Below are 15867 nucleotides of genomic sequence, written 5' to 3'. Positions count from 1 at the left end.
GCGGAGCTGGACCGTGCGCGTTGCGGTGGCCGCCGGTCTTCCAGTGTGAATTGCGAAGGGCGCCTGGGTTTCACGGGGCGCGCCGCGCTCAGAAAGGCTTGACCACCACCAGCACGACGGCCGCCAGACCAGCCGCACGCTCGACGCGCTGGCCGGCGCCCAGGGCGCCGACATCGCCAGGGGCCTCAAGCTCGACACCACCGGCCACCGCGAGGCCGGCGGCAGCCTGTTCTTCCAGACCGAGCCGCTCGACTACGCGCTGCCCACCAGCCTGCCCCAGGGCAAGGCGGACAACCAGATCCTGGGCGTGGTCGAGGCGCTGCGCGACAAATACGCGCCGCGCGAGGTGGTGCTGGTGTCCAAGGACATCAACATGCGCGTGAAGGCGCGCGCGCTCGGCCTGGACGCCGAGGACTACCAGAACGACAAGGTGCTGGAGGACGGCGACCTGCTGTACTCCGGCGCGCTGGCCCTGCCGGCGGACTTCTGGATCAAGAACGGCAAGAGCGTGGAGAGCTGGCAGAGCGGCGGCAGCACCTACTACCGCATCACCGGGCCCGCGGTGCCGAGCCTGCTGGTCAACCAGTTCGCCTACTTCGAGGCGCCGGGCGAGCAGAGCCTGTACGCGCGCGTCACCGAGATCCGCGACAAGACCGCCGTGCTGCAGACGCTCAAGGACTACGGCTCGGCCAAGAACGCGGTCTGGGGCGTCAACACCCGCAACCGCGAGCAGAACTTCGCGATGAACCTGCTGATGGACCCGGAGGTCGACTTCGTCACCCTCACCGGCACGGCCGGCACCGGCAAGACGCTGATGGCGCTGGCCGCGGGCCTGACGCAGGTGCTGGACGACCGCCGCTACACCGAGATCATCATGACCCGCGCCACCGTGAGCGTGGGCGAGGACATCGGCTTCCTGCCCGGCACCGAGGAAGAAAAAATGGGCCCCTGGATGGGCGCGCTGGACGACAACCTCGAATTCCTGGCCAAGGGCGACGGCGGCAATGCCGGCGAATGGGGGCGCGCGGCGACCAACGAGCTGATCCGCTCGCGCATCAAGATCAAGAGCCTGAACTTCATGCGCGGCCGCACCTTCCTCAACAAGTACGTCATCATCGACGAGGCGCAGAACCTCACGCCCAAGCAGATGAAGACGCTGATCACCCGCGCCGGCCCGGGCACCAAGATCGTCTGCATGGGCAACCTGGCGCAGATCGACACGCCCTACCTGACCGAGGGCTCCTCGGGCCTGACCTTCGCCGTCGACAAGTTCAAGGGCTGGCCGCACGGCGGGCACATCACGCTCGCGCGCGGCGAGCGCTCGCGGCTGGCCGACTTCGCCAGCGAGGTGCTGTAAGGCACGCCGGGGGACACGGCCATGGGAATCGGCTGGATGACCGCGCTCAAGCTCGTCCCCTGGGGCGACGTGATCGAGGCAACGCCCAAGATCGTCAAGGGCGCGAAGAAGCTGTTCACCTCCACCCGCGAGGCCGCCCGGCCCGGCGCGGGCGGCGTGGCGACGGTGCCCCCGGGCGGCAGCGACCCGGCGGCCGTCGCGCAGCTGGCCCATGCGCTGCAGGCGCAGGTGGCGGTGCTGGAGAAGGAGCAGCGCGATTCGGCCGAGCTGATCGCCTCGCTCGCGGAGCAGAACGCGCACATCGTCAAGGCCGTGGATGCGCTGCAGAAGCGCGTGCGCCTGCTCAGCGCCATCTGCCTCGTGCTGCTGGCCAGCGTGGCCATGCTGGTGGTCTGGGCCGCGCAGCGCTGACGCCCGCCATTGCTATAAAATATATAGCTAGAAGCCCAGGCGAATCCTGGGCTTCAGGCATTTTTCATTCAAATTCTCAGAAATCCCCGCCGCTACCGGACGCCAGGCTCTCGAAGCGCGTCAGCGGCTTGAGGAAGGCGAGCTTGACGGTACCGGTCGGCCCGTTGCGCTGCTTGCCGATGATGACCTCGGCCACGCCCGGCTCCTTGCTGTCCTTGTTGTAGTAGTCGTCGCGGTAGATGAACATGATGATGTCGGCGTCCTGCTCGATGGCGCCGGATTCGCGCAGGTCGGACATCATGGGGCGCTTGTCGGTGCGCTGCTCGACCGAGCGGTTGAGCTGCGACAGCGCGATCACCGGGCACTGCAGTTCCTTGGCCAGCATCTTCAGGCCGCGCGAGATCTCGCCCAGTTCCGTGGCGCGGTTGTCGCTGCCGCTGGAGCTGGAGCCGCTCATGAGCTGCAGGTAGTCGACCACGATCAGGCCGAGCTTGCCGCACTGGCGCGCCAGGCGGCGCGCGTTGGCGCGCAGTTCGCTGGGCGTGAGCCCGGGCGTCTCGTCGATGTGCAGCGACACGGTGCGCAGCCGCTCGATGGCCTCGGTCAGGCGCGGCCACTCGTCGTCGCTGAGCTTGCCGGTGCGTAGGTGGCCCTGGTCGATGCGGCCGATCGAGCCCACGATACGCACCGCCAGTTGCGAGGCGCCCATTTCCATCGAGAACACCGCCACAGGCAGGCCCTCGTTGAGCGCCACGTGCTCGGCGATGTTCACGGCGAACGCGGTCTTGCCCATGGACGGCCGCGCCGCCAGCACCACCATGTCGCCGGCCTGCAGGCCCGAGGTCATGCGGTCCAGGTCGATGAAGCCGGTGGGCACGCCGGTGATGTCGTTCGGGTTGTCGGCCATCTCCTGCACGCGGTCGAGCAGGTCCACCACCAGGGTGTCCATGCTCTGGAAGCCCTGCTTCATCCGCGAGCCTTCCTCGCCGATGTTGAAGATCTTCTGCTCGGCCTCGTCCAGGATCTTGGCCACCGGCCGGCCCTGCGGGTTGAAGGCGTTGGTGGCGATCTCGTCGCTGGCGGTCACCAGCTTGCGCAGGATGCCGCGCTCGCGCACGATTTCCGCATAGCGGCGGATGTTGCTGGCGCTGGGCACGTACTGCGCGAGCTGGTTCAGGTAGACCAGGCCGCCGACCTCCTCGGCCTTGCCCTGGCTCTGCAGGTGCTCGAACACGGTGATCACGTCGGCCGGCTTGGAGCCGTTGATCAGCGTGCTGACGGCCGTGAAGATCAACTGGTGCTCGAAGCGGTAGAAGTCGCCCTCCTTGAGCAGGTCGCCGACGCGGTCCCAGGCGGCGTTGTCCAGCAGCAGGCCGCCGAGCACGCTGGACTCCGCCTCGATCGAGTGCGGCGGCACGCGCAACTGGGCCACCTCGCGGTCGCCGGAGGCATCCTGGGGACTGAAGCTGGGAACGGCGGACATGGATTTCTTGGCAGGCATCGCATCCTACGGCGCAAACGCGCGAGCGGCTGTGGATAAGGCTGGGCACAAGCGGTGCACGCGCGGTTGATGGCACAGTAAAAGCTGTGCACCCAAAACGCGAAAGCCGCCCGAAGGCGGCTTTCGCACACACGGGAGACGCGCTTACGCGGTCTCGCCGTACACGGTCACGGTGATCTCGACCGTCACGTCGGTGTGCAGATGCACGCTGACGGTGTTGTCGCCGACGATCTTGATCGGGCCGTTGGGCAGGCGCACCTGCGACTTGGCGATCTTGTAACCGTTCTTGGACAGCTCTTCGGCGATGTCGGCATTGGTGACCGAACCGAACAGGCGGCCATCGACGCCGGCCTTCTGGGTCAGCTTGACGGTCGTGCCGGCGAGCTTCTCGCCGTGGGCTTGGGCTTGCGCCAGCTTGGCGGCGGCGGCCTTCTCGAGCTCGGCGCGCTTGGCTTCGAACTCGGCCTTGGCCGCAGCGGTGGCGCGGCGGGCGCGGCCTTGCGGGATCAGGAAATTGCGGGCGTAACCGTCCTTGACCTTGACGATTTCGCCCAGGGTGCCGAGGTTCACGACCTTGTCGAGCAGGATGATTTGCATGACAGGGCTCCTTAGTTGGACTTGTGCTGGTCGCTGTACGGGACCATGGCCAGGAAGCGCGCGCGCTTGATGGCGGTGTTGAGCTGGCGCTGGTAGATCGCGCGGGTGCCGGTCAGGCGCGCCGGGATGATCTTGCCGTTCTCGGCGATGAAGTCACGCAGGGTGTCGACATCCTTGTAGTCGATTTCCTCGACGCCGGCGACGGTGAAGCGGCAGAAGCGCTTGCGCTTGAACAGCAGCGACTGGGTGTTGCGCTTCGGGCGCTTGTCTTTGTTGAATTTCTTGAACGTGGCCATGGCTGGACCTCTCGAAAATTAATCTTGCTGGAATTCCTGGATATGCAGAACGGCATGCTTGCCGTTGCGCGGAGTGGCCAGAAAGCCGGTGAAGCGCCAGATGCTGCCCACCGCCTGCCGGGCGAGCCGCTCGGCGGTGGTGCCGAAGGCGACCGCCTTGATCGCTGCCTTCACCTCGCGCGGCTGGCCCGCTTCCGTGACCCGGGACTCGTGTTCGAGCCGCAGATCCAGCGCGGGGAGTCCGGCGGGTGTGTAGCGCATGGCGTTCACTTCGGCGATGCTGGCACCCAGGACGACCTGGTTCTCCACTCCGTCGCCGGGCCTCAGCGGTCCCGGTCGCCCCGGTCGTTGCGCTCGCCGCGGTCGGGGCGCTCGCCACGCTCGCCGGAGGCGGCGAACTCGGCTTGCTGCGCCTTGCGGGCTTCTTCGCGCTCGACGGTCTTCATCATCGAGGACGGGCCGGTGTCGGCCTTCTTGCGCTGCACGGTCAGATGGCGCAGCACGGCATCGTTGAACTTGAACGCATGCTCGAGTTCCGCCATCACGGCCTGATCGGCCTCGATATTGATGCAGAGGTAGTGCGCCTTGGCGAGCTTGTTGATCAGGTAGGCCAGTTGGCGGCGACCCCAGTCTTCCACGCGGTGGACCTTGCCGCCGCCGGCGGTGATCATGCCCTTGTAGCGCTCGAGCATGGCGGGAACCTGCTCGCTTTGATCCGGGTGGATCAGCAGGATGATTTCATAATGACGCATAGACTCTCCTTGTGGCTGGCCGTCGTTGCCGGAAATTCGACGGCTTGGGTGACAGTCGCCCGCTGCGTCAGTAGCGGTGCGACAAGGCAAAGCCGGCAATTATAGCGCGGCCATTTCCTTTCTGGGAGCAGCCCCCCCGATCCGCGTTGCACAAATTGCAAGACCCTGCTCTTGAAACGGTGGGGTACGCCTTCAACTTGAGCGCGTGTCAACCTGAAAAGATCCGTTGAACCGATGACCGACAACACCCGACCCCATCACGACCTGCCCGCCGACGCCAGCCCCGAGGAAATCGAGGCGGCCATGCACGCGAACGCCGCCGACGCCCTGGCCGCCTGCCAGTCGGAGCTGGCCGCGCTGCAGGCCAAGAGCGCGGAGCTGGCCGACCAGTTCCTGCGCGCCAAGGCCGAGGCCGAGAACGCCCGACGCCGCGCGGAGGAAGACATCTCCAAGGCCCGCAAGTTCGGCATCGAGAGCTTCGCCGAGAGCCTGCTGCCGGTGGCCGACAGCCTGGACGCCGCCCTGGCGGTGAAGGAAGCCACGCCGGAGCAGATGCGCGAAGGCGTGGAAGCCACGCGCCGCCAGCTCACCAGCGCCCTGGAACGCAACAAGGTGCTGACGATCAACCCGGCAGCGGGCACCCGGTTCGACCCGCACCAGCACCAGGCCATCAGCATGGTTCCGTCCGAACAGGAGGCCAACACCGTGGTGTCCGTGCTGCAGAAGGGCTACTCCATCGCCGATCGCACGCTGCGCCCGGCGCTGGTCACCGTGGCGGCGCCAAAGTAGACGTTTCCATGGCGCGACGCAGCCGCAAGGCCCTTGAATAGCGCCAAGTGATCCATAACTCGGATCCGATTCCCAACCTTCACGCGGCGGCAACGCCCAACCCCAGTTTCAAGAGATCAGGAGAAATTTCATGGCCAAGATCATCGGCATCGACCTGGGCACCACGAATTCGTGCGTCGCCATCATGGAAGGCAACACCACCAAGGTCATCGAGAACTCGGAAGGCGCACGCACCACGCCCTCCATCGTGGCCTACCAGGAGGGCGGCGAGATCCTCGTCGGCGCCTCGGCCAAGCGCCAGGCCGTGACCAATCCGAAGAACACGCTCTACGCGATCAAGCGCCTGATCGGCCGCAAGTTCACCGAGAAGGAAGTGCAGAAGGACATCGACCTGATGCCCTACAAGATCGTGCCGGCCGACAACGGCGACGCCTGGGTCGAAGTGCGCGGCAACAAGATCTCGGCCCAGCAGGTCAGCGCCGACATCCTGCGCAAGATGAAGAAGACCGCCGAGGACTACCTGGGCGAGACGGTGACCGAGGCCGTGATCACGGTGCCCGCGTACTTCAACGACGCGCAGCGCCAGGCCACCAAGGACGCCGGCCGCATCGCCGGCCTGGACGTCAAGCGCATCATCAACGAGCCGACCGCGGCCGCGCTGGCCTTCGGCCTGGACAAGAACGAGAAGGGCGACCGCAAGATCGCCGTCTATGACCTGGGCGGCGGCACCTTCGACGTGTCCATCATCGAGATCGCCGACATCGACGGCGAGAAGCAGTTCGAGGTGCTGTCCACCAACGGCGACACCTTCCTGGGCGGCGAGGACTTCGACCAGCGCATCATCGACTACATCATCGGCGAGTTCAAGAAGGAGCAGGGCGTGGACCTGTCCAAGGACGTGCTCGCGCTGCAACGCCTGAAGGAAGCCGCCGAGAAGGCCAAGATCGAGCTGTCTTCCTCCGCCGCCACCGACATCAACCTGCCCTACATCACCGCCGACGCCAGCGGCCCGAAGCACCTGAACGTCAGGCTCACCCGCGCCAAGCTGGAGTCGCTGGTGGAAGACCTGATCGAGCGCACCATCGCCCCCTGCCGCACCGCGATCAAGGATGCGGGCGTGGCCGTCGGCGACATCCACGACGTGATCCTGGTTGGCGGCATGACCCGCATGCCCAAGGTGCAGGAGAAGGTCAAGGAATTCTTCGGCAAGGACCCGCGCAAGGACGTCAACCCTGACGAAGCCGTGGCCGTGGGCGCCGCCATCCAGGGCCAGGTGCTCTCGGGCGACCGCAAGGACGTGCTGCTGCTGGACGTGACGCCGCTGTCACTCGGCATCGAGACGCTGGGCGGCGTGATGACCAAGATGATCGCCAAGAACACGACCATCCCGACCAAGTTCGCGCAGACCTTCTCCACCGCCGACGACAACCAGCCGGCCGTGACCATCAAGGTGTTCCAGGGCGAGCGCGAGCTGGCCAGCGCCAACAAGCTGCTGGGCGAGTTCAACCTCGAGGGCATCCCGCCGGCCGCGCGCGGCACGCCGCAGATCGAGGTGTCCTTCGACATCGACGCCAACGGCATCCTGCACGTGGGCGCCAAGGACAAGGGCACCGGCAAGGAGAACAAGATCACCATCAAGGCCAACTCGGGCCTGACCGAGGAAGAGATCCAGAAGATGGTGAAGGACGCCGAACTCAACGCGGCCGAGGACAAGAAGAAGGTCGAGCTGGCCCAGGCGCGCAACCAGGGCGAGGCCTCGGTCCACAGCGTGAAGAAGAGCCTGGCCGAGCACGGCGACAAGCTCGAAGCCGGCGACAAGAGCGCGATCGAGGCCGCCGCCCAGGCGCTCGAAGACGCGCTCAAGGGCGAGGACAAGGCCGCGATCGAGGAGAAGACCACGGCGCTGATGGCCGCCAGCCAGAAGCTCGGCGAGAAGATCTACGCCGCCGAGCAGGCCGCCCAGGCCGCGGCCGCCGGCGCCGCCGCGGGCGGTGAGCAGCCGCACGCGCAGCAGGCCTCGGCCGCGGCGCAGGACGACAACGTCGTCGACGCCGAGGTGAAGGAAGTCAAGAAGGGCTGAGCGCGCAGGCGCTGGAAAGCCCCTTCGATGCGCCGCGCAGGGTTCTGACAAGAGCCGGCGCGGCGTTCCCGTTCCAGTGAGCAGGCTTGGAAAAGATGGCGAAAAGAGATTACTACGAGGTCCTCGGCCTTGCGAAGAACGCAAGCGAAGAAGACATCAAGAAGGCGTATCGCAAGCTCGCGATGAAGTACCACCCTGACCGCAACCAGGGTGAGCCGAGCAAGGCTGCCGAAGAGAAATTCAAGGAGGCCAAGGAGGCCTACGAGATGCTCTCCGACCCTCAGAAGCGCGCCGCCTACGACCAGTATGGCCATGCCGGCGTGGACCCGAACATGCGCGGACCGGGCGCGGGCGCGGAGGGCTTCGGCGGCTTCGCCGAGGCCTTCGGCGACATCTTCGGCGACATGTTCGGCCAGCAGCGCGGCCGGCCCGGCGGCCGCCAGGTCTACCGCGGCGGCGACCTCAGCTACGCGATGGAGATCACGCTGGAGGAAGCCGCGCGCGGCAAGGATGCGCAGATCCGCATCCCCACGTGGGACAACTGCGGCACCTGCCACGGCAGCGGTGCCCGCCCCGGCACCAAGCCGATCACCTGCACCACCTGCAACGGCGCGGGCTCGGTGCAGATGCGCCAGGGCTTCTTCAGCGTGCAGCAGACCTGCGCGCAGTGCCGCGGCACCGGCAAGATCATTCCCGAGCCCTGCACCACCTGCCACGGCCAGGGCAAGGTCAAGCGCCAGAAGACGCTCGAAGTGCGCATCCCCGAAGGCATCGACGACGGCATGCGCATCCGCAGCACCGGCAACGGCGAGCCCGGCACCAACGGCGGCCCCTCGGGCGACCTGTACATCGAGATCCGCGTGAAGAAGCACGACATCTTCGAGCGCGACGGCGACGACCTGCACTGCCAGGTGCCGGTGAGCTTCATCACCGCCGCGCTCGGCGGCGAGATCGAGGTGCCCACGCTGACCGGCAAGGCCGCCATCGACATTCCCGAGGGCACCCAGGCCGGCAAGCAGTTCCGCCTGCGCGGCAAGGGCATCAAGGGCGTGCGCTCGAGCTACCCCGGCGACCTGTACTGCCACATCGCGGTGGAAACGCCGGTCAAGCTTACCGAGCACCAGCGCAAGCTGCTCAAGGAGCTGGACGAATCCCTGAAAAAAGGCGGCGGCCGCCACTCGCCCAATGGCGAGAGCTGGACCGACAAGCTCAAGAACCTGTTCAGCTAGAAGCAGGGCTCGCCCCCAGGCTGCGGCACGCACTGCGTGTCTGCGCCAGGCCCCTTCCGGGGGCAGTACCAGCGGCCCGGCAAAGCCGGTTCCGCAGTACTTCCGACAGGGGAGCGCGCCCCAAGCCCGCCGTGTGACTACGGCGGGCTTTTTTGTGGATTCACTCCTGAATTGATAGCTGGAAGCCCAGGTACATCCTGGGCTACAGGCATGAAAGGCATCAGAAATGCCCGCCACAGGCAGCGGCGGGCGGCATTGCTGCCATCTCGCATCGCGATGACGAAGGGTGTTTTTAACGCGGAAAATACGCCCCACGTCGCCAGACACGATGGCCACGAACCGCCAGCCCCATGACCTCCCTCGACCGCAGCTTTGCGCGCCGCATCGACCTGACCTCGCTCCAGCTCTTCGTGGCGGTGTGCGAGCAGGGCAGCATCGGGCGCGCGGCCGAGCAGGAGTTCATCGCCGCCTCGGCCGTCAGCAAGCGCCTGTCCGACCTCGAAGCCACGGTGGGCGCGCCGCTGCTGGAGCGCCACAGCCGCGGCGTTCGCCTGACCGCCGCCGGCGACAGCCTGCTGCACCATGCGCGCAGCCTGCTCTACGGTCTGGAGAAGATGCAGGGCGAGCTGCAGGAGTACGCCGGCGGCGTGCGCGGCCACGTGCGCATCCACGCCAACATCTCGGCCATCGTGCAGTTCCTGCCCGAGGACCTGGGCTCGTTCGCGCGCGCGCACCCCGAGGTCAAGATCGACCTCGAGGAGCACCTCAGCGGCGAAGTGCTGGACGCGGTGCGCCAGGGCGCGGCCGACATCGGCATCTGCCGCCTGGGCGCCGGCGGCGCGGCCGAAACGCTGCAGCGCCGCAGCTACCGCCCCGACCAGCTGGTGCTGGTGGTGCCGCAAGGCCATGGCCTGGCTGGCCGCAGCGCCATCGCCTTCGAGGACGCGCTGGACTGCGACATCGTCAGCCTGCAGGCGCACAGCAGCCTGAGCCTGGCCATGCAGCAGGCCGCCGCGGCGGCCGGCCGCACGCTCAGGCTGCGCATCCGCGTGACCGGCCTGGACGCCATGTGCCGCATGATCGACAACGGCCTGGGCATCGGCGTGCTGCCGCAGCGCGCCTTCACGCTGATGCAGGGCGTGGGCCGGCTGCGCGCCGTGCCGCTGACCGACGCCTGGGCGCAGCGCGAGCTGCAACTGGTGGCGCGTGATTTCGACGCCCTGCCCACCACCGCGCGCATGCTGGTCGAGCACCTGAGCACGGCCACGACTCCATAACCTCCACCCCACGAAAGCACGAGACCCCCATGGGACGCACCCTCTACGACAAGATCTGGGACGAGCACGTCGTCCACACCGAAGAAGACGGCACCGCGGTGCTCTACATCGACCGCCACCTGGTGCACGAGGTCACCAGCCCACAGGCCTTCGAGGGCCTGCGCGAGGCCGGCCGCAAGGTCTGGCGCGTGAGCTCCATCGTCGCCACGGCCGACCACAACACGCCCACCACCGGCTGGGAGCGCGGCTACGACGGCATCACCGACCCGATCAGCAAGGAGCAGGTGACCACGCTGGACAAGAACATCGCCGCCTCCGGCGCGGCCGCCTTCTTCCCGTTCCTGCACAAGCGCCAGGGCATCGTGCACGTGATCGGCCCCGAGAACGGCGCCACGCTGCCGGGCATGACGGTGGTCTGCGGCGACTCGCACACCTCCACCCACGGCGCCTTCGGCGCGCTGGCGCACGGCATCGGCACCAGCGAGGTCGAGCACGTCATGGCCACGCAGACCCTGCTGGCCAAGAAGGCCCGCAACATGCTCATCAAGGTGAACGGCAAGGTGGCCCCCGGCGTGACCGCCAAGGACATCGTGCTGGCCATCATCGGCCGCATCGGCACGGCCGGCGGCACCGGCTACACCATCGAGTTCGCGGGCGACGCGATCCGCGCGCTGTCGATGGAGGGCCGCATGACGGTCTGCAACATGGCGATCGAGGCCGGCGCGCGCGCCGGGCTGGTGGCGGTGGACCAGAAGACCATCGACTACGTGCGCGGCCGCCCGCTCTCGCCCACCGGCGTGGAATGGGAGCAGGCCGTCGCCTACTGGAAGACGCTGCAGTCGGATGCCGACGCCGCGTTCGACCAGGTGGTGGAACTCGACGCCGCGCAGATCGTGCCGCAGGTCACCTGGGGCACCTCGCCCGAGATGGTGCTGGGCATCGACGCGCGCACGCCCGACCCCGACAAGGAGAAGGACGCGAACAAGCGCGGCGCGATCGAACGCGCCCTCACCTACATGGGCCTGGAGCCGGGCAAGGCGCTCAACGACATCCACGTCGACAAGATCTTCATCGGCTCCTGCACCAACAGCCGCATCGAGGACATGCGCGAGGCCGCCGCTGTGGTCAGGAAGCTCGGCCGGAAGGTCGCCGGCAACGTCAAGCTCGCCATGGTCGTGCCGGGCTCCGGCCTGGTGAAGGAGCAGGCCGAGCGCGAAGGCCTGCACGAGATCTTCCGGGCCGCCGGCTTCGAATGGCGCGAGCCCGGCTGCTCGATGTGCCTGGCCATGAACGCCGACCGGCTGGAGCCGGGCGAGCGCTGCGCCTCCACCAGCAACCGCAACTTCGAAGGCCGCCAGGGCGCGGGCGGGCGCACCCACCTGGTGAGCCCGGCCATGGCCGCGGCCGCGGCGATCCACGGCCACTTCGTCGACATCCGCAGGATCTAGGCTCACCCCCAAGCTGCGCACTTCGTGTCTTCGCCAATCCCCTTGCAGGGGGCGACGCCAGCGGCCCGGCAGAGCCGGTTCCGCGGCGTTCGCTGAAAGAGGACGCAGGCCCGATTGCCGCTGACCGACAGAAAGAGAACCATGCAGAAATTCACCGTGCACCAAGGCCTCGTGGCCCCGATGGACCGCGAGAACGTCGACACCGACGCCATCATCCCCAAGCAGTTCCTCAAGTCGATCAAGAAGACCGGCTTCGGCGTGAACCTGTTCGACGAGTGGCGCTACCTCGACCATGGCGAGCCCGGGCAGGACCCGGCCAGTCGCCGCCCCAACCCGGACTTCGTGCTGAACCAGCCGCGCTACCAGGGCGCCTCGGTCCTGCTGGCGCGCAAGAACTTCGGCTGCGGCTCCAGCCGCGAGCACGCGCCCTGGGCGCTGGACCAGTACGGCTTTCGCGCCATCCTGGCGCCGAGCTTTGCCGACATCTTCTTCAACAACAGCTTCAAGAACGGCCTGCTGCCCATTCAGCTGCCCGAGGCCACCGTGGCCCGGCTGTTCGAGGAGACCTACGCCTTCCCCGGCTACCAGCTCATCATCGACCTGGAGCGCCAGATGATCGTCAAGCCGCAGGGCGAGGAGATCGCGTTCGAGGTCAACGCCTTCCGCCGCTACTGCCTGCTCAACGGCCTGGACGACATCGGCCTGACACTGCGCCACCAGGACAAGATCCGCGCCTTCGAGGCCGAGCGCCTGGCCCGCAAGCCCTGGCTGGCGCACACCATGCCCGGCTGATTTTTTTAACGAAAAGTGCCTGAAGCCCAGGTATTACCTGGGCATATAGCTATCAAAAACTGAGCAACAAGCCATGAGCATGAAAATCGCAGTACTCCCGGGTGACGGCATCGGCACCGAAATCGTGGCCGAGGCGGTCAAGGTCCTGAAGGTCCTGGACCTGCCCCTGGAGCTGGAAACCGCCGTGGTCGGCGGCGCCGCCTACGAGGCGCACGGCCACCCGCTGCCCGAGGCGACCCTCAAGCTCGCCCAGCAGGCCGACGCCGTGCTGTTCGGCGCCGTCGGCGACTGGAAGTACGACACGCTCGACCGCCCGCTGCGCCCGGAGCAGGCCATCCTCGGCCTGCGCAAGCACCTGGGCCTGTTCGCCAACTTCCGCCCCGCCATCTGCTACGAGCAGCTCGTGGGCGCGTCGAGCCTCAAGCCCGAACTGATCGCCGGCCTGGACATCCTCATCATCCGCGAGCTGACCGGCGACATCTACTTCGGCCAGCCGCGCGGCCGCCGCACCGCCGCCGACGGCCACTTCCCCGGCGCCGAGGAAGCCTTCGACACCATGCGCTACAGCCGCCCGGAGATCGAGCGCATCGCCCACGTCGCGTTCCAGGCCGCGCGCAAGCGCAGCAAGCGCGTGACCAGCGTGGACAAGGCCAACGTGCTGGAGACCTTCCAGTTCTGGAAGGACGTGGTGACCGATGTGCACAAGGACTACCCGGACGTCGCGCTCGACCACATGTACGTGGACAACGCCGCCATGCAGCTGGTCAAGGCGCCGAAGAAATTCGACGTGGTGGTCACCGGCAACATGTTCGGCGACATCCTCTCCGACGAGGCCGCCATGCTCACCGGCTCCATCGGCATGCTGCCCTCGGCCAGCCTCAACAGCAAGAACCAGGGCCTGTACGAGCCCAGCCACGGCAGCGCGCCGGACATCGCCGGCAAGGGCATTGCCAATCCTCTGGCTACAATACTGTCTGCTGCCATGATGCTCCGCTTCTCCCTCCAACAAGCCGACGCCGCCGACCGTATCGAGTCCGCGGTGCAGGCCGTGCTGGCCCAGGGGCTGCGCACCGCGGACATCTTCTCTGCCGGTACGACCCAGGTCGGCACCCGCGAGATGGGCGACGCCGTCGTCGCAGCAATCACCAAGACGACCATTAAAGGCTGATACAGCCCGGTTCGTCGCGCCCCTACCCCGGCCGCACGAGCCGGGCGAAAACAGGTTTCCCCACTCTCTGTTTTTGATGCAAAGGGCAATGTGATGAGCAAGGTAGGCAATCTCGTAGGGCTGGTCGGATGGCGCGGCATGGTCGGCTCGGTGCTGATCGAGCGCATGCAGGCCGAGGGCGATTTCGACCTCATCGAGCCGGTGTTCTTCTCCACCTCCAACGCCGGCGGCAAGGCCCCGGCGCAGGCCAGGAAGGAAACCGTGCTGCAGGACGCGCACGACATCGAGGCCCTCAAGCGCTGCGACATCATCATCACGGCCCAGGGCGGCGACTACACCACCGAGGTCTACCCCCAACTGCGCGCCGCCGGCTGGAGCGGCTACTGGATCGACGCCGCCTCCACGCTGCGCATGAGGGACGACGCGGTCATCGTGCTCGACCCGGTCAACGACGGCGTGATCCGCTCGGCGCTGGCCAAGGGCACCAGGAACTACATCGGCGGCAACTGCACCAACTCCATCCTGCTGATGGGCGTGGGCGGCCTGTTCAAGCAAGGACTGGTCGAATGGGTCAGCTCCATGACCTACCAGGCCGCCTCCGGCGGCGGCGCCAACCACATGCGCGAACTGCTCAAGGGCATGGGCGTGGTGCACGGCGCCGTGGCCGGGGAACTGGCAACGACCTCCTCCGCCATCCTCGACATCGACCGCAAGGTCGCGCAGGCCATCCGCCAGGACGTGCCGACCGAATACTTCGGCGCACCGCTGGCCGGCGGCCTGATCCCCTGGATCGACGCGCAACTGGACAACGGCCAGTCCAAGGAAGAATGGAAGGGCCAGGCCGAGGTCAACAAGATCCTCGACACCCCCGCCGTGATCCCCGTCGACGGCCTGTGCGTGCGCATCGGCGCCATGCGCTGCCACAGCCTGGCGCTGACGCTCAAGCTCAAGAAGGACCTGCCGCTGGCCGAGATCGAGGCCATCATCAGGTCCGGCAACCCCTGGGTGAAGTGGGTGCCCAACGAGCGCGCCATCACCGTCAAGGAACTGACGCCCGCGGCCATCACCGGCGGCCTGGAAGTGGGCGTGGGCCGCGTGCGCAAGCTCAACCTGGGCCCGGAGTACGTGTCGGCCTTCGTGATCGGCGACCAGTTGCTCTGGGGCGCCGCCGAGCCGCTGCGCCGCATGCTGCGCATCCTGCTCGAAGACTGATCGCCAGGCCGCCCGCGTTGCGGCGGGACCACAACGCTGGTGCCCGCCACGCTGCCGGGCGGACCCCGCCGCATCGGCGCGCGCCCTCGCCTTGTCACGAAAAATCTTTGATGCTAAGGTGCCTCGCTGCATATGCAGCGCGAGGGCTTGTAACGACATGACAATAGAAGATCGGACGGCCGGGAGGGTCGTGGCAGCCGGGAGAGACAGCGCCGCCCGCTGCAGACGCCTTGCCGCCGCCGCGGCGCTGGTGCTCGGCCTTGGCGCATCAGGCCAGGCCAACGCCCTGGCACTGGGGCGCATGAGCGTGCAGTCGGCCCTGGGCGAGCCCCTGCGCGCCGAAATCGACGTCTCCGAGATCTCCGCCAGCGAGGCCGATTCGCTGAGCATCCAGCCGGCCTCGGTAGCCGCCTTCCGCAGCGCCGGCGTGGAGTACAACCCTGCGCTCGCAGGGCTGCAGCTGAACGTGGTCCAGCGGCCGGACGGCAGGACGGTGGTACGCGTCTCCAGCAGCCGCCCGATCAACGACCCGTTCCTCGAAATCCTGCTCGAAGCCAGTTGGAACGGCGGCAGGCTGTCCCGCAGCTACACCCTGCTGCTCGATCCTCCGGCCCGGGCGCCGACCCAGGCAGCCATTGCGCCGCAGATCGCGGCGCCGGCATCGCCGGCAATGCAGCCTCCCGCCTCAGCCCCGGCGCCGGTGGCTCCCGCTGCGCCCGCGCCGGTTCCAGGGATCGCGGACGCCGCGCCCCCGGCTCCCGCGCTGTCTCTTATACACATCTGACGCTGCCGACGAAGAGAACCTAGTGTAGATATAGGTGGTGGGCGGAGCAGTATAAGAGGGGGGGGGGGGGGGGGGGGGGGGGGGGGGGGGGGGGGGGGGGGGGGGGGGGGGGGGGGGGGGGGGGGGGGGGGGGGGGGGGGGGGGGGGGGGGGGGGGGGGGGGGGGGGGGGGGGG

At 67.6% G+C, this 15867-nt stretch carries 16 protein-coding genes; 11 read left to right on the top strand and 5 right to left on the bottom strand.

Going from position 1 to position 15867, the window contains the following annotated elements:
- Positions 1-49: 49 nt before the first annotated feature.
- Together JHD63_RS18040 and JHD63_RS18035 are read left to right on the top strand one after the other, a co-directional pair.
- Complete coding sequence (locus JHD63_RS18040; protein ID WP_370590569.1) at positions 50-1357, top strand: PhoH family protein; 1308 nt, start codon at positions 50-52, stop codon at positions 1355-1357.
- A 21-nt stretch (positions 1358-1378) separates the two neighbouring features.
- Positions 1379-1768, top strand: a complete 390-nt coding sequence (locus tag JHD63_RS18035) for a hypothetical protein (RefSeq protein WP_198972194.1) — start codon at positions 1379-1381, stop codon at positions 1766-1768.
- A 76-nt stretch (positions 1769-1844) separates the two neighbouring features.
- Here JHD63_RS18035 and dnaB read toward each other — a convergent pair whose 3' ends face one another.
- From dnaB to rpsF, 5 genes are all read right to left on the bottom strand, one after another.
- Positions 1845-3251, bottom strand: a complete 1407-nt coding sequence (gene dnaB, locus JHD63_RS18030; protein WP_198972193.1) for a replicative DNA helicase — start codon at positions 3249-3251, stop codon at positions 1845-1847.
- A gap of 162 nt (positions 3252-3413) precedes the next feature.
- Positions 3414-3866 carry a 50S ribosomal protein L9 gene (gene rplI, locus JHD63_RS18025; protein WP_198972192.1) on the bottom strand — a complete coding sequence of 151 codons (453 nt, stop codon included), beginning with the start codon at positions 3864-3866 and terminating at the stop codon, positions 3414-3416.
- Positions 3867-3877: 11 nt separating this feature from the next.
- On the bottom strand, positions 3878-4162 hold the full coding sequence (rpsR, locus tag JHD63_RS18020) for a 30S ribosomal protein S18 (RefSeq protein WP_198972191.1): 285 nt from the start codon (positions 4160-4162) through the stop codon (positions 3878-3880).
- 18 nt (positions 4163-4180) lie between these two features.
- Entirely contained in the window at positions 4181-4471 is a 291-nt protein-coding gene (priB, locus tag JHD63_RS18015; RefSeq protein WP_198972190.1) for a primosomal replication protein N, read from the bottom strand.
- Between the two features lie 14 nt (positions 4472-4485).
- Entirely contained in the window at positions 4486-4914 is a 429-nt protein-coding gene (rpsF, locus tag JHD63_RS18010; RefSeq protein ID WP_198972189.1) for a 30S ribosomal protein S6, read from the bottom strand.
- Positions 4915-5148: 234 nt separating this feature from the next.
- On the opposite strand from rpsF, the gene grpE reads away from it, so the two are divergent.
- The 9 genes from grpE (at position 5149) to JHD63_RS17965 (ending at position 15693) form a co-directional block, all read left to right on the top strand.
- Entirely contained in the window at positions 5149-5703 is a 555-nt protein-coding gene (gene grpE, locus JHD63_RS18005) for a nucleotide exchange factor GrpE (protein WP_198972188.1), read from the top strand.
- 130 nt (positions 5704-5833) lie between these two features.
- On the top strand, positions 5834-7783 hold the full coding sequence (gene dnaK, locus JHD63_RS18000; RefSeq protein ID WP_198972187.1) for a molecular chaperone DnaK: 1950 nt from the start codon (positions 5834-5836) through the stop codon (positions 7781-7783).
- Between the two features lie 95 nt (positions 7784-7878).
- Complete coding sequence (gene dnaJ / locus JHD63_RS17995; protein ID WP_198972186.1) at positions 7879-9012, top strand: molecular chaperone DnaJ; 1134 nt, start codon at positions 7879-7881, stop codon at positions 9010-9012.
- A 350-nt stretch (positions 9013-9362) separates the two neighbouring features.
- Positions 9363-10289 (top strand): LysR family transcriptional regulator, encoded by a 927-nt coding sequence (locus JHD63_RS17990; RefSeq protein ID WP_198972185.1) that lies wholly within the window; start codon positions 9363-9365, stop codon positions 10287-10289.
- Positions 10290-10318: 29 nt separating this feature from the next.
- On the top strand, positions 10319-11737 hold the full coding sequence (gene leuC / locus JHD63_RS17985) for a 3-isopropylmalate dehydratase large subunit (protein ID WP_198972184.1): 1419 nt from the start codon (positions 10319-10321) through the stop codon (positions 11735-11737).
- Between the two features lie 141 nt (positions 11738-11878).
- Complete coding sequence (gene leuD, locus JHD63_RS17980) at positions 11879-12529, top strand: 3-isopropylmalate dehydratase small subunit (RefSeq protein ID WP_198972183.1); 651 nt, start codon at positions 11879-11881, stop codon at positions 12527-12529.
- Positions 12530-12608: 79 nt separating this feature from the next.
- Positions 12609-13697, top strand: coding sequence for a 3-isopropylmalate dehydrogenase (gene leuB, locus JHD63_RS17975; protein WP_198972195.1), 1089 nt, complete (start codon positions 12609-12611; stop codon positions 13695-13697).
- A gap of 93 nt (positions 13698-13790) precedes the next feature.
- A complete protein-coding gene (asd, locus tag JHD63_RS17970) occupies positions 13791-14909 on the top strand; it encodes an aspartate-semialdehyde dehydrogenase (RefSeq protein ID WP_198972182.1) in 1119 nt (372 codons plus the stop codon).
- Between the two features lie 190 nt (positions 14910-15099).
- Positions 15100-15693, top strand: a complete 594-nt coding sequence (locus tag JHD63_RS17965; protein WP_198972181.1) for a type IV pilus assembly protein FimV — start codon at positions 15100-15102, stop codon at positions 15691-15693.
- Positions 15694-15867: the final 174 nt, after the last annotated feature.

This window comes from Xylophilus sp. ASV27, assembly GCF_016428875.1.
Lineage (GTDB): Bacteria > Pseudomonadota > Gammaproteobacteria > Burkholderiales > Burkholderiaceae_C > Xylophilus.
The sequence above is the reverse complement of the archived record's forward strand: the minus strand, read 5'-3'. Positions and strand labels throughout refer to the sequence as shown.

Coding starts and splice junctions, on each gene's coding strand:
- JHD63_RS18035 (WP_198972194.1), top strand. CDS start 1,379: ATGGGAATCGGCTGGATGACCGCGCTCAAGCTCGTCCCCTGGGGCGAC.
- dnaB (WP_198972193.1), bottom strand. CDS start 3,251: ATGTCCGCCGTTCCCAGCTTCAGTCCCCAGGATGCCTCCGGCGACCGC.
- rplI (WP_198972192.1), bottom strand. CDS start 3,866: ATGCAAATCATCCTGCTCGACAAGGTCGTGAACCTCGGCACCCTGGGC.
- rpsR (WP_198972191.1), bottom strand. CDS start 4,162: ATGGCCACGTTCAAGAAATTCAACAAAGACAAGCGCCCGAAGCGCAAC.
- rpsF (WP_198972189.1), bottom strand. CDS start 4,914: ATGCGTCATTATGAAATCATCCTGCTGATCCACCCGGATCAAAGCGAG.
- grpE (WP_198972188.1), top strand. CDS start 5,149: ATGACCGACAACACCCGACCCCATCACGACCTGCCCGCCGACGCCAGC.
- dnaK (WP_198972187.1), top strand. CDS start 5,834: ATGGCCAAGATCATCGGCATCGACCTGGGCACCACGAATTCGTGCGTC.
- dnaJ (WP_198972186.1), top strand. CDS start 7,879: ATGGCGAAAAGAGATTACTACGAGGTCCTCGGCCTTGCGAAGAACGCA.
- JHD63_RS17990 (WP_198972185.1), top strand. CDS start 9,363: ATGACCTCCCTCGACCGCAGCTTTGCGCGCCGCATCGACCTGACCTCG.
- leuC (WP_198972184.1), top strand. CDS start 10,319: ATGGGACGCACCCTCTACGACAAGATCTGGGACGAGCACGTCGTCCAC.
- leuD (WP_198972183.1), top strand. CDS start 11,879: ATGCAGAAATTCACCGTGCACCAAGGCCTCGTGGCCCCGATGGACCGC.
- leuB (WP_198972195.1), top strand. CDS start 12,609: ATGAAAATCGCAGTACTCCCGGGTGACGGCATCGGCACCGAAATCGTG.
- asd (WP_198972182.1), top strand. CDS start 13,791: ATGAGCAAGGTAGGCAATCTCGTAGGGCTGGTCGGATGGCGCGGCATG.